This window comes from Fictibacillus nanhaiensis (assembly GCF_042686385.1).
Lineage (GTDB): Bacteria > Bacillota > Bacilli > Bacillales > Fictibacillaceae > Fictibacillus > Fictibacillus nanhaiensis.
In genome coordinates this window covers 1,234,838-1,248,968 of record NZ_JBHUPF010000006.1, presented here as the reverse complement: position 1 = coordinate 1,248,968, position 14,131 = coordinate 1,234,838, and the positions used below count along the sequence as shown (strand labels likewise).

The following is a 14,131-nucleotide window of genomic DNA, read 5'->3' as shown; positions in this document are numbered from 1 at the left end:
CAACACCTCTTTCCTTATTTTTCATTCAGCCATCTTGCAGCATCTTTCGCAAAATACGTAATAATCAAGTCTGCTCCTGCTCGTTTCATAGAGATCAGTTTTTCAAGTACGATGCTCTTTTCATCTACCCATCCGTTCATAGCAGCTGCTTTAATCATGGAATACTCTCCACTCACGTTGTAAGCCACTAGTGGAAGAGGATATCTGTCTTTTAATTCTCTTAAAATATCTAAGTAAGAAAGAGCTGGCTTTACCATTAAGAAATCAGCACCTTCAGCAACGTCTGATTCTGCCTCCCGAAGGGCTTCAAGTCGATTAGCGGGATCCATCTGATACGTTTTTCTATCCCCAAACTGAGGCGTACTGTGTGCTGCATCACGGAACGGACCATAGAACGATGATGCATATTTAACAGCATAAGACATAATCGGAACATCATAGAAACCAGCTTCATCAAGTCCTTGTCTGATCGCTGCAACAAAACCATCCATCATGTTTGAAGGTGCGATAATATCCGCTCCAGCTTTAGCTTGTGATACAGCAGTTTTTGCAAGCAACGTCAAAGTTTCATCATTTAAAACTTCGCCATTTTCGATCACACCACAATGTCCATGATCTGTAAATTGACATAAACAAGTGTCTGCAATGACAGTTAACGAAGGAGCAACTTCTTTAATTTGTGCGATTGCTTTTTGTACGATTCCATTATGGTCATAAGCAGAACTTCCGCAATCGTCTTTTTCAGCTGGCACACCAAAAACGATAATAGACTGAATGCCTAGACTTTCAATTTCTTTTACCTCTTCTTGAAGAAGATCTAACGATAGATGATACACACCTGGCATAGAAGGGACTTCTTTTTTTATGTTTTCTCCTTCAACAAAAAACAATGGATAGATAAAGTCTGAAACATGAAGATGCGTTTCACGCACTAGGGAACGCATTGATGCTGATTTTCTTAAACGACGATGACGTTGAAAATTCATATTAACTTCCTCCTTGAAAATAAGAGATGGCACAGTTCACCATATCTTCTGCGGTAAATTGTTTCGGCATTAACACATGATAATATCCGCATTCTTCTGCAGCTTTTTTCGTTGTTGGACCCACACAGATCACTGGCTTTTTGTAGACTTCCTCTGTTTGCAACCCCCTACTCATGAAGGTTACGGCAGATGGGCTCATAAAAAACAGGCAATCTGCTTGATGTACGAGCGACCAATCTAAATGGTCTTCTGATTCCGTTTTGTAGACGACTAACTCTTCTACCCATGCTTTTTCCTTGAACTCCTCTTTAATAAAAGAAGGAGCTAGATTCCCTTTTGGAAATAAAATTTTTTCATGAGATAAAACGTGTTTTTTTAGCGTCTTTACTAAGCTTTCGGCATGGTACTGATCGGGCACAAGAATAGATGTGATCCCTCTCTTTCTTAATGATTCGGCTGTTTTCTCTCCAACTGCGGCAAACTTAACATTTCCCAAAGTGAGATTACAATCAGAAATCAGTTGAAAAAAGTGATCCACTCCATTCTTGCTCGTAAAAATGATCCATTGGTAAGACGATAGATTGTTTAACAAGGATTGCGATTCTTCGTTCTTAACCCCTTTTATAGAGACAATAGGAAAAGAAAGAGGGATGCCACCGTTCTTTTGTATGAGTGAAATCAATGGCACTGCCTGCTCTTTCGGCCGTGTAACAAGTATTCTCTTACCTGCTAGTGGTCCTATAGAAGTATTCATTATGCATTTAAATCCTTTTTCACTGAATCGAGTATGATCTTTGCACCTAATGTTTTTAATTCTTCAGCTAACTCTACACCTACACGATGCGGATCTTTGCCTGACTTCATTTCTTTTAACACGGTCTTTCCTTCCGGATCTGCAACAAGTCCTGTTAAAGAGACCTCGTGGTTGTCGTCCATCGTTGCAAAAGCTGCGATTGGAACTTGGCAGCCTCCTTCTAACGTGTTTAAGAAAGAGCGTTCTGCTTTAACGGTATCAAATGTATAAGCGTCATTCAGTGTAGCTAACAATTCTTTCACTTCTACATCTTCACTTCTGCATTCAATAGCTAATGAACCTTGACCTACAGCAGGAAGACACAAGTCTATGTCTAAGTATTCGGTAACAACATCCGTAGACCAGCCCATTCTTTCAAGACCTGCAGCTGCTAGAATGATTGCATCAAACTCACCAGACTTTAACTTGTTAAGGCGAGTATCAATATTACCTCGAATAGATTTAATCTCTAGATCCGGACGTCGGTTCAGAATCTGTGCTGCTCTTCTAAGTGAGCTCGTCCCGATTATAGCACCAGCAGGAAGTTCTCTTAATGAAGAATACTTTTCAGAAATTAGTGCATCCCTTGGATCTACGCGTTTAGGCGTACAGCCGATCTCGAGCCCCTCAGGCAGTTCAGAAGGCATATCCTTCATGCTGTGTACGGCAATATCGATCTCCTTATCTAACATCGCTTGTTCGATCTCTTTAACGAACAAGCCTTTTCCGCCTACTTTTGAGAGGGTAACATCAAGAATGATATCACCTTTTGTTACGATCTCTTTCACTTCAAATTCAAAAGGCATTCCTGACTTTTTTAATTGCTCGATCACCCAGTTTGTCTGTGTGATCGCTAATTTACTTCTTCTTGAACCTACTATAATTTTTCTCATGATATGAATCTCCTATTCTTTACTTATACCAAAGGTGAAATTCAGTGAACGTTGACGCTAAAAAGTAGTTGATCAAAACGACTAAGAATGCCGCAGTGTTCCAAAGCGCTAACGTTTTACCTTGTACACCTCTTCCAACCTTTTGATAGAGGTAAGTACTGTAAACCAAAAGGACAATAAATGACGAGATGACCTTGGCATCAAGAAGTGTAAAATCACTTATTTTCCAGAATGCCCATACGACTCCCAATATTAGACTTAACAAGAGCAACGGCACCCCGATCGTATTCAATCGAAAAGAAAGCTTCTCTAAGTATGATAAACTACCGAAGCGTTGCAGCCTTTTGCTCCATTTTTTTCGTTTCAACATGCCATGCTGTAACAGGTACATGAAGGAGAATATAAAAGACAGTGAAAAAGCTCCGTACGAGATGAATGCCATCGTAATATGAATGATTAATAGTTCTGAGATCAGCTGTTTCTCAAGCACAGCGCTCGCTTGCCCTGTTGGAGCAAACAAGTGGATAGAAACGAGCAAGAAACCTAAAATGTTCGTAAAAAAAACTAGAAAATCAACCCGGAAAAATCTGCTCATGACTACCGAGAACGTCACGAGGATCCATGCATAAAAAAACAGGCCTTCAGAGGGTGTTAAAATAGGAAACCGTTGATCTTTCAACATCCTTAACACGAAAAAGACCGTTTGAAGTACCCAGACAATAGAAAGCAACCAGAAAGCAAATCGGTTTGCTTTCCGGTTGTTTTGAAGAAAATCTATAAAATAGCCTATGATGCTAAGTGCATATAGAACGATAGTCAGATCATATATCCAATTCATTTTTTGCTCACACTCCATGAGCTCGAGGGAAACGAGAGCTTAAGTTCTTACCACAGTCGAAGGAACCAGTTCATCTGTTAGTGAAGACTTCTCTTCGACGTTTGCAGTAAATGCTGTTTCCAACTGCTTCTGTTTATCCAAATAATCTTGTAGTCCGAAAATTTCCGTAAATAATTGTAACTGTTCTTCAGCTCCTGGTTCACCCGCCATCTCCTTGGCTCTTGTCACAGGATCTCGAAGCAATTGATTCACGATACTTTTCGTATGCTTACTTAAAATTTTTCTTTCTCGATCTGTAAGATCCGGAAGCTTACGCTCGATGCTTTGCATGGTTTCTGCTTGTATATTCAATGCCTTTTCACGTAATGCAGAAATTAACGGCACTACACCAAGCATCGAAATCCAAGATTGGAAAGCCACAATTTCAGCTTCGATCATGATTTCAATCTTTTCCGCTTCTTTCATTCGTTCAGCAAGATTCGACTCTACGATACCTTCTAAGTCATCAATATCATATAGAAAAACGCTGTCTAAATCATGAAGCTCAGGATCGAGGTCACGAGGTACTGCAATATCTACCATGAACAATGGAAGACCTTTACGTTTCTTAATAGCTGGTGCAGCCGTTTTCTTTGTAATAACAAATTCACTAGCACCTGTAGAAGAAATCACGATATCCGCTTTTACGAGCAAACTTTCAAGGTCTTCAAAAGGATGTGCTATTCCATGAAACTTTTCAGCTACCTCTTGCGCTTTTTCAAAAGTTCGGTTGATTACAAGAACTTCGTTTCCACCACTCGCATGCAGATGCTTCGCTGTAAGCTCACCCATCTTACCTGCACCTACGATTAAAATCGTTTTATTTTGCAGACCACCGAAGATTTTTTTCGCTAGTTCGACCGCTGCATAACTAACCGATACGGCATTTTCACCGATATCTGTTTCTGAATGACATCTCTTAGCAAATGTGATCGCTTGTTTCATGAGTTTATTAAATATAGTTCCTGTCGCATCAAGTTTCTGTGATTCTAAGAATCCATCTCTTACTTGACCAAGGATTTGAGTTTCACCAATCACCATAGAGTCCAAGCCTGCAGCTACACGGAATAGATGTTCTACAGCTGCTTCTCCGTCTCTAATACTCAAGAATGGTGAAAGTTCTTCTTTATCAATTGAAAACCAGTCCGCCAAAAAAGATTTGATGTAGTATCTTCCGGTATGAAGCTGATCGGCAACAGCATAGATCTCAGTACGGTTGCACGTTGAAACAATTACACATTCAAGTATACTTTTTTGTTTTCGGAGTGTAGAGATCGCATCCGTTAATTCAGCGGGCTGAAAAGAAACTTTTTCCCGAATTTCTACGGGTGCCGTTTTGTAATTAAGTCCAACCACTAGAATATGCATGCGCTCACCTCCCTTAATTATGTATGTTCTATATTAATTATAACATGTCCCAAATTACGGAATATCCAATAATGTGAACAGAATTTAAACGTTTATGCTATGATGTATTTAAATTCTTTTTGGTGCGTGTATAGCAGTTTTAGGATAACCATAATTACTAAAACTTAGCACCAATATTAAAAATAACAAAAATCGACCAATTTAGCAAAGGTTTACGTTTAAGATGGAGGCATTATGAAACAAAGAAACACATTCAGCGGCATCATTTTACTCGGAATTGGATTATTCTATTTTGCTAATAGAATGAACATCGAATTGCTCCAACCCTATTTGACTTGGCCAAGCATACTAATCATCATTGGTATTGCTCTTGTATTCCAATCTGGTTCTGGAAAGGATTCTTCAAGTATTTTCTCAGGTGTATTCTTGACTGGACTAGGCTTGCATTTTCATGCTGCAGCAAAAGTGGCGACATGGCCAGAGCCACTTCAAGTTATCGTTTTACTTGCAGGTCTATCTTTTCTGATTCAGTATCGAAAAACAAAAGAGGGACTCATCCCTGGGGTATTGTTATCGCTTTTAGCCCTATGGCTACTCTTCTTTAAGAGTAATACCCCTTCTGTAGAAAATATATTTGTGAAAGCTGAAGATTTTTGGCCGATTATTCTAATGGTCATCGGGGCTTACCTTATGTTCTTTAAAAAGAAATAGAAACACAAAACCCTCTATGTTTATAAAAAACATAGAGGGTTTTTAAGTTAAGGCTGTTTCCGCAACAATGATGCTTTCCTGAAGTAGTTGATTTCCGCTCCAGGTTGCACGCTTTCCATGGGGCGAACGGTGAGCCTCCTGCCGCTTCGCGCCCTTAGGAGTCTCCACCTGACCGCTCGTCCCATAGGAGTCGGCAAACTTACGCTACAATTAACTTGCATAGGAGAGGAAAAGAAAACCATTTAAGCAACTAAAAATGAAAACCTTTTATTATTGCAGTCTTATGCTAAAAGGTTAAAAGACATTATTTAGTAAGATAAGAATTTAGTACGCCCCATGCTTCATCTTTTCCGTGTCCTGTTTCAGATGAGAAGAGAACGATCTTATCGCTCTTGTCCATGTTTAATGTTTCCTTGACTACTTTTTTATGCTTGTCCCATTTTCCTTTTGGAATCTTGTCACTCTTTGTTGCCACTACGATAACAGGAAGCTCATGATATTTTAACCAATCGTACATTAAAACATCGTCTTTTGATGGAGCATGTCTCAGGTCAACAAGTTGAACAACTGCTTTTAACTGATCGCGTTCAACGAGATACTGTTCGATCATCTTTCCCCAAGCTTCTCGTTCTGTTTTTGATACTTTAGCAAAGCCGTAACCAGGCACATCCACAAAATAAAAACTTTCATTTAAGATATAGAAGTTTAACGTTTGGGTTTTTCCTGGTTTTGAAGATGTACGAGCTAAATTTTTACGATGAATCATCTTGTTGATAAAAGACGATTTTCCTACATTCGAGCGGCCGGCAAGAGCAATCTCCGGAAGATTACCTTCCGGATATTGCTTCGGTCCGACTGCTGAAATTACGATTTCTGCTGTATTTACTTTCACTTTCCATCACCTGCTAATGCAACTTTTAATACCTCATCTAAATGAGATACGGTTATAAAAGATAATCCCTCTTTTACTGATTGTGGAATATCCTCAATGTCTTTTTCATTTTCTTTCGGAAGAATGATTGTTTTGATCCCTGCTCTGTGCGCACTTAATGATTTTTCTTTCAAACCACCAATAGGCAACACACGTCCACGTAACGTGATCTCACCGGTCATCCCTACATCTTTTCTAACTGGCTTTTTCGTTAGTGCTGATACTAAAGCAGTAGCGATCGTTATTCCTGCTGAAGGACCATCCTTTGGTGTCGCACCTTCAGGAACATGTATATGAATATCCGTTTTCTCATAGAAATCATGATCGATTCCTAACTCTTCCACCTTGGTTCGAACGTAACTTAATGCAGCTTGAGCAGATTCCTTCATCACATCACCTAACTTTCCGGTTAAGATCAGTTTACCCTTACCAGGTGATAATGCCACCTCAATAGAAAGAGTGTCTCCCCCAGCTGTCGTATAAGCTAACCCTGTCGCTGCACCGATTTGGTCTTCAAGTTCTGCTTGACCATAACGGAAACGAGGCTTACCTAAGTAATCTTCAAGGTTTTTAGCAGAAAGTACAACCTTTTTCTTTTCAGCTGAAACAATCTGTTTGGCAGCTTTTCTGCATAATCCTGCAATTTGACGCTCAAGATTACGCACACCCGCTTCACGTGTATAATTGCGGACGAGCTTTAGGATGGAATCATCTTTAAACTGAATTTGGCTTTTCTTTAATCCATGTTCTTTCAGTTGTTTTGGAATCAAATGATTCTTAGAGATATGGAGCTTTTCAACCTCTGTATATCCTGCGATCGAAATAACTTCCATTCTATCTAATAACGGACCTGGGATTGTCGAAAGAGAATTGGCTGTTGTTACAAACATGACTTTCGATAGATCATATGGCTCTTCGATATAGTGATCGCTAAACGTGCTGTTCTGTTCGGGATCAAGCACTTCAAGCATCGCAGAAGAAGGATCACCTCTAAAATCACTAGACATCTTATCGATCTCATCAAGTAAGAACACAGGATTAATCGTCCCTGCTTTCTTCATCCCTTGAATCAAACGACCTGGCATTGCTCCCACATACGTTCTTCGATGTCCTCTGATCTCAGCCTCATCTCTTACACCACCAAGAGAGATGCGTACAAAATTTCTACCGATAGCACGTGCGATCGATCTTGCTAATGATGTTTTACCAACACCCGGTGGTCCAACTAAACAAAGAATCGGTCCTTTTAGTGAATTTGTCAGCTTTTGAACGGCCAGGTATTCTAAAACTCTGTCCTTCACTTTTTCAAGGCCGTAATGATCCTCATTAAGGACCGTCTCTGCATGAGGAATATCTAAGTTATCAATCGTCTCTTGTTTCCATGGAAGATTAACAAGCCACTCGATATATGTTCTAATAACAGAACTCTCAGCTGAAGAGTTCGGCATCTTTTCATAGCGGTCGAGTTCTTTTTTTGCAAGCTCCATGACCGACTCAGGCATGTCAGATGATTCAATACGTTCTTTGAGCGTACTCACTTCACCAACTTTGCCTTCTTTATCACCAAGCTCTTTTTGGATGGCTTTCATTTGTTCGCGCAGATAATATTCTTTCTGCGTTTTCTCCATCGCTTTTTTTACGCGTTGGCCAATTTTCTTTTCAAGACCTAGCACTTCTTTTTCATTGTTTAAAAGGTCCAGCAAGTATTCAAGTCTTTCTTTAACATCAAAGATCTCAAGGATCTTTTGTTTTTCTTTAATCTTCAGAGAAAGATGTGAAGAAATAACATCAGCCAAACGGCCTGGTTCAGTAATATCTTGAACAGAAGCAAGCGTTTCAGGTGTTACTTTTTTGGATAGGTTTATGTATTGTTCGAATTGAGCCAGAACTGCTCTCATGAGAGCTACTGTTTCAGCTTCTTTCACTTCAATATCATCCGTTAGTTCCACTTCTACTTCCACATGGGTTTTTTCATCCATGAAAGAAGTAATCTTACCGCGTTTAATTCCTTCTACGAGTACTCTTATCGTGCCATTCGGCAGCTTGAGCATCTGATTTACTTTTGACAACGTTCCTACATGATAAATTTCCTCTTGTCCTGGATCTTCAATAGAAACCTCTTTTTGTGTAGATAGAAAGATCATCTGATCATCAAGCATCACTTTTTCAAGTGCCTGAATTGATTTTTCTCTTCCTACATCTAAATGAAGTACCATTGTTGGATAAACCAACAATCCGCGAAGAGGGAGGAGCGGAAGAACTCGTTTTTCCCCCATTAAAAACACCTCCGAAAACTGCTATGTAATCATTAATTATATGCTTAGTCTTTGTACAATTCTACCGATAATGCTCAACTTTGTCTAATGTAAGCTTCGGATTGTAAGAAAACGCCTATTAATACGTTCTTCATTGCTAAATAAACACGCAATACACACAATAATGGAACAAAAAGAAACTCCCTACTTCTCCTTATACAGAAGAAGGAGGGGAGTTTAAGGCTGTAGATGCAGGGATCGATTGCTCTTCAGCGTTATCTAAAAACGCGTGTTGAAACACTTCTGAAAGTTTTTTTACAGGAATGATCTCTACGTCTTCGATCGTATCAAAAATCTTTTGGTTGTTCTCAAACGGGATAAGCACACGTTTCGCACCAGCATCTTTTGCAGCTAGTATCTTCGCCATCACACCACCGACAGGTTTCACTTTTCCATGGATGCTGATTTCTCCAGTCATTGCAATTTCGTGGTCTATTTTAATGTTGTGAATAGCTGAGTAGATAGAGGAAGCGATCGCGATACCCGCTGATGGACCATCCACTGGACCACCACCTGGAAAGTTCACGTGGATATCATACATAGACGCATCTACACCCATGTATCGAAGCACGGTTATCACGTTTTCCACTGAACCTTTTGCCATACTTTTTCTTCGTATCGACTTAGATTGATTCCCGATACTCTCTTCTTCAGCTATACCCGTTATCGTAATAGAACCTTGTTTCTTTGCGGGTAATACGGTCGTTTCAATCTCTAACAGAGCTCCGCTTGTTGGACCATATACAGCCAGACCATTCACGAGGCCGACCTTTGGTTTGAAACCAATTTTCCTCTCAGGTCTTGGAGCCATCCTGCTTGAGTGAGTAACCCATTCCACATCACTCTTTGTAATGTTCTTACGTTGTTCAGTGATGGCAAGACCCGCTGCGATTTGGATCATATTTACGGCTTCACGACCATTTCGAGCATACTGAGCCATATATTTTAACGATTCTTCATCGATTCCTAACTGAATTTTATCAGCTGCTCTCTTAGCGATCTGTTCGATTTCAGCTGGCTGTAACTCTCTAAAGAACACCTCTAAACATCTAGAACGTATAGCAGGAGGTATCTCTTCTGGCATACGAGTAGTGGCTCCGATCATACGGAAATCTGCAGGCAGACCGTTTTGGAATATATCATGAATATGATGCGGTATGTTTGTGTTCTCTTCGGAATAATACGCACTTTCTAAAAAAACCTTTCGATCTTCTAATACTTTTAACAATTTGTTCATCTGAATAGGATGGAGTTCACCGATCTCATCAATAAAAAGAACGCCGCCATGTGCATTCGTAACAGCCCCTTGCTTTGGCTGAGGAATGCCTGCTTGCCCCATAGCTCCAGCACCTTGGTAGATTGGATCATGTACTGAACCAATCAATGGATCGGCGATTCCTCGTTCATCAAAACGAGCTGTCGTAGCATCGAGTTCTACAAAAACAGCTGTCGAACGGAAAGGAGATGTTTGATTCCGCTTCGCTTCTTCTAATACTAATCGAGCTGCAGCTGTTTTCCCGACTCCTGGAGGACCGTAGACGATAACATGTTGTGGATTTGGTCCACACAACGCAGCTTTTAATGCTTTTATACCATCTTCTTGTCCGATGATATCTTCAAATTTCCCAGGTCTTACACGTTCAGAAAGAGGTTCTGATAATGAGATCGAACGCATTCTTCTTAATTGTTCCATCTCTTTTCTTGATTCTTTATCCACACTCACTTTTTGAGAACGTTGGTTACGTAGTAAGTTCCAAAAATATAGCCCAATAATAATCCCAAAGAATAATTGAATAAGTAATGCTATGCCAGTCCAGTTCATTGTTTTTCCTCCCGGTACCTATGTAGTGATAATCATAGTATCTCCGAGGAGGTGATGAACTAAACGGTCAACCTTTTAAAAAGACAATTTCACATACTACGGTAATTTGAAAGTAGTTGATTTCCACTCCAGGTCGCTCGCGTTCCATGGGGCGTGCGGTGAGCCTCCTGCCACTTTGTGCCGTTAGGAGTCTCCACCTGACCGCTTCAATGAAGTATTCTTGCTCCTGCGTCTAAAAGTAAACTCTACCCTGCCAGTTTCCTCGTCGCATGCCTAGCGAGCAGCTGCTCAAGTGGTAGGCACGCACCTTGCTCTTCAATCAACCTGTAAGTAAGCAAAAATATCCAAAAGCAAAAAACTTATAGAAAACAGTCTAGTAAAAGCCTTCAACACAAACTTTTCCTGACTTGGTTTAGCCCAAACAAAAAGACCAGCATACGCTGGTCTCAAAATTAAGCACTCTCTTTTGGAGTTTCTTTTGATTGTTCGATAACCGTACCATCTTCTAACTCAAGAGTTGGTGGTACTTTGTCAGAGATCGTTTCTTTCGTTACGATACATTTAACAACATCTTCACGAGAAGGCAGCTCAAACATTACGTCAAGCATAACTCCTTCGATGATCGAACGAAGTCCACGTGCACCTGTTTTACGTTCGATAGCTTGAGCAGAAATTTCCCGAAGAGCTTCGTCCGTAAATTCTAGTTCGACACCGTCAATATCCAATAACTTTTGATATTGTTTTACAAGTGCGTTCTTAGGTTTTGTTAAGATTTCGATCAACGCTTCCTCATCAAGAGGATTCAGGTTTGAAATAACCGGCAAACGACCGATAAATTCAGGAATCAAACCAAAGCGAAGTAAATCTTCAGGAAGAACTTTAGATAAGTATTCTCCCGCTTTTAAGTCAGCTTGTTTCGTTTCAGAACTGAACCCAATCACTTTCTTACCAAGTCGGCGTTTGATGATTTGTTCAATACCATCAAATGCTCCACCACAAATGAACAGAATGTTTGTCGTGTCGATTTGGATGAACTCTTGGTGAGGATGCTTTCTTCCTCCTTGTGGCGGCACGCTAGCTACTGTACCCTCAAGGATTTTTAGAAGAGCCTGCTGAACGCCTTCACCAGAAACATCTCTTGTGATAGAAGGGTTTTCGGATTTACGTGCAATCTTATCGATCTCATCGATATAGATGATACCCTTTTCTGCTTTCTCAACATCATAATCTGCAGACTGAATCAATTTAAGGAGAATGTTCTCTACATCCTCACCTACGTATCCAGCTTCAGTTAAAGATGTAGCATCAGCAATAGCAAACGGTACGTTTAAGATACGAGCCAACGTTTGAGCAAGGAGCGTCTTACCACTACCTGTTGGTCCGATCATTGCAATGTTACTTTTCGCTAGTTCAACTTCATCCGATTTTTGAGTTGAATTTATACGTTTGTAGTGATTGTAAACGGCTACAGAAAGTGATTTCTTAGCCTGAGCTTGACCGATAACATATTCGTCAAGAATTTTACGAATTTCTACTGGTTTTGGTACTTCTTTTAGTTCTACATCCTCTTCTGTACCTAATTCTTCTTCTACGATTTCAGTACAAAGTTCGATACATTCATCACAAATATATACACCTGGTCCAGCAACCAGTTTTCTTACTTGATCTTGTGTTTTACCACAGAAAGAACATTTCAATTGCCCTTTTTCATCATTAAATTTAAACAATGATATCACCCCTAAAACGAGAATATGGATGAAACGCTTGACTAAAATTCAGATAAATTCTGAAGGAAAGTCTGATTATCTTTTCTACTACTTTAAGCATTCCGTTGATTATAATGGATTGTATCACACTTCCATAATAAAACGGAAATAATAACGCTTAATAAATATGTATGGTAATGCTCTATATAAGTATGAACAATACCGGAAGATTTAAAACCTATATTTCAGATAGGATGTGTATTTTAAATAGAAATTTTATATGTATGGCAAAACAAGGCACGATACATAAGGATCGCGCCTTGTTTTAATTTATGAACTTATTTAATTATTGATTAAACAGTTTTGCTGTTTTCCACAAGAAAGTCGATTGCTTTACGTACTTTCAAGTCAGCTGCTACTGCATCATTTCCGCCTTGCATAGCAAGCATCTGTTTGATTTGTTCTACTTCCATTTGGTACATTTCAGCCATCTTGCTAAGTTCAGCATCGATTTCTTCTTCAGAAACTTCAATGTTTTCAGCTTCAACGATCGCTTCAAGTACTAGGTTAGTACGAACGCGTTTTCCAGCATCTTCTTTCATTTGCTCACGAAGTGCTTCTTCGCTTGTACCAGAGAACTGGTAGTATAGATCAAGGTTCATACCTTGCATTTGAAGACGTTGGCCAAATTCTTGAACCATGCGGTCAAGCTCTGTGTTTACCATTGCTTCAGGAATGTCGATTTCTGCATTCTCAGATGCTTTTTCGATTACTGTTTCACGAGTTTTGTTTTCAGCTTCTTGCTTTTTGCTCTCTTCAAGCTTTGTGCGAAGTTCTTTTTTCAGATCTTCTAATGTTTCAGCATCGCCTTCAGCTTCTTTAGCGAACTCGTCATTAAGTTCTGGAAGTTGTTTAGCTTTGATGTCGTGGATGCTTACTTTGAAAACAGCAGGCTTACCAGCTAGTTCTTCAGCATGGTACTCTTCAGGGAAGTTAACGTTAACTTCTTTTTCAGCGCCAGCTTTTTCACCAACTAATTGCTCCTCAAAACCTGGGATGAAAGATCCAGATCCGATTTCAAGAGAATAATTCTCAGCTTTTCCACCTTCGAAAGCTTCGCCATCAACGAATCCTTCGAAATCGATGTTTACAGTATCGCCGTTCTCAACAGTACCCTCTTCTTTAACTACAAGCTCAGCTTGTTGTTCTTGAAGAGAAGTAAGTTCGTTTTGAACATCTTCGTCTGTAACTTCAGTTTCAGTCTTCTCAACTTCAAGACCTTTGTAATCACCAAGTTTAACTTCTGGCTTAACGATTACTTTAGCTGTGAAAACAAGGTTGCTTCCTTGTTCCATTTTTTCGATGTCAACTTCTGGACGATCAACTGGCTCGATACCAGCTTCTTGTACAGCGTCTCCATATGCTTTAGGCAATAGGATATCTAGAGCGTCTTGGTAAAGAGACTCTACTCCAAAACGTTGTTCAAAAAGTCTACGAGGCATTTTCCCTTTACGGAATCCTGGTACGTTTACTTGTTTTACAACTTTTTTGAACGCTTGGTCAAGCGCTGTATCTACTTCAGTTGCCTCAACTTCTACCGTTAAGACACCTTGATTACCTTCTAACTTTTCCCATTTAGCAGTCATTAAATGTTCCCTCCAACATCGGTATTTCCATAACTATCATATAGATTACAACCATTCCATTATAGCATAGACGTTTTGTATTT

The 14,131-nt window shown here is 39.8% G+C and carries 11 protein-coding genes; 1 reads left to right on the top strand and 10 read right to left on the bottom strand.

What is annotated here, in order from left to right; genetic code table 11:
• Positions 1–14: 14 nt before the first annotated feature.
• The 5 genes from hemB to hemA are packed head-to-tail and all read right to left on the bottom strand — an operon-like array spanning position 15 to position 4,917.
• Complete coding sequence (hemB, locus tag ACFS5O_RS09825; protein ID WP_066396564.1) at positions 15–986, bottom strand: porphobilinogen synthase; 972 nt, start codon at positions 984–986, stop codon at positions 15–17.
• Between the two features lies 1 nt (position 987).
• Positions 988–1,740: a uroporphyrinogen-III synthase gene (locus tag ACFS5O_RS09820; protein WP_205726983.1), complete on the bottom strand. Its 753-nt coding sequence runs from the start codon at positions 1,738–1,740 to the stop codon at positions 988–990.
• Complete coding sequence (gene hemC, locus ACFS5O_RS09815) at positions 1,740–2,672, bottom strand: hydroxymethylbilane synthase (protein WP_205726984.1); 933 nt, start codon at positions 2,670–2,672, stop codon at positions 1,740–1,742. Before hemC ends, ACFS5O_RS09820 begins: the two co-directional genes overlap by 1 nt.
• 19 nt (positions 2,673–2,691) lie before the next feature.
• Positions 2,692–3,510 carry a cytochrome C assembly family protein gene (locus tag ACFS5O_RS09810; RefSeq protein ID WP_137788734.1) on the bottom strand — a complete coding sequence of 273 codons (819 nt, stop codon included), beginning with the start codon at positions 3,508–3,510 and terminating at the stop codon, positions 2,692–2,694.
• A gap of 39 nt (positions 3,511–3,549) precedes the next feature.
• A complete protein-coding gene (gene hemA, locus ACFS5O_RS09805) occupies positions 3,550–4,917 on the bottom strand; it encodes a glutamyl-tRNA reductase (RefSeq protein WP_205726985.1) in 1,368 nt (455 codons plus the stop codon).
• 234 nt (positions 4,918–5,151) lie between these two features.
• Here hemA and ACFS5O_RS09800 point away from each other — a divergent pair, with 234 nt between their 5' ends.
• The gene (locus ACFS5O_RS09800) at positions 5,152–5,628 is read left to right on the top strand and encodes a LiaI-LiaF-like domain-containing protein (protein WP_205726986.1); all 477 of its coding nucleotides are present in this window, start codon (positions 5,152–5,154) and stop codon (positions 5,626–5,628) included.
• A 304-nt stretch (positions 5,629–5,932) separates the two neighbouring features.
• Here the strand turns inward: ACFS5O_RS09800 and yihA are convergent, their stop codons facing one another.
• The 5 genes from yihA to tig all read right to left on the bottom strand — a co-directional run bounded on the left by yihA (position 5,933) and on the right by tig (position 14,048).
• The gene (gene yihA, locus ACFS5O_RS09795; protein ID WP_066396586.1) at positions 5,933–6,520 is read right to left on the bottom strand and encodes a ribosome biogenesis GTP-binding protein YihA/YsxC; all 588 of its coding nucleotides are present in this window, start codon (positions 6,518–6,520) and stop codon (positions 5,933–5,935) included.
• Positions 6,517–8,835, bottom strand: a complete 2,319-nt coding sequence (lon, locus tag ACFS5O_RS09790) for an endopeptidase La (protein ID WP_205726987.1) — start codon at positions 8,833–8,835, stop codon at positions 6,517–6,519. Before lon ends, yihA begins: the two co-directional genes overlap by 4 nt.
• Positions 8,836–9,028: 193 nt before the next feature.
• A complete protein-coding gene (lonB, locus tag ACFS5O_RS09785) occupies positions 9,029–10,696 on the bottom strand; it encodes an ATP-dependent protease LonB (protein WP_205726988.1) in 1,668 nt (555 codons plus the stop codon).
• Positions 10,697–11,148: 452 nt separating this feature from the next.
• Positions 11,149–12,423, bottom strand: coding sequence for an ATP-dependent protease ATP-binding subunit ClpX (gene clpX / locus ACFS5O_RS09780; RefSeq protein WP_066396593.1), 1,275 nt, complete (start codon positions 12,421–12,423; stop codon positions 11,149–11,151).
• 332 nt (positions 12,424–12,755) lie between these two features.
• On the bottom strand, positions 12,756–14,048 hold the full coding sequence (tig, locus tag ACFS5O_RS09775; RefSeq protein ID WP_205726989.1) for a trigger factor: 1,293 nt from the start codon (positions 14,046–14,048) through the stop codon (positions 12,756–12,758).
• Between the last annotated feature and the right edge of the window lie 83 nt (positions 14,049–14,131).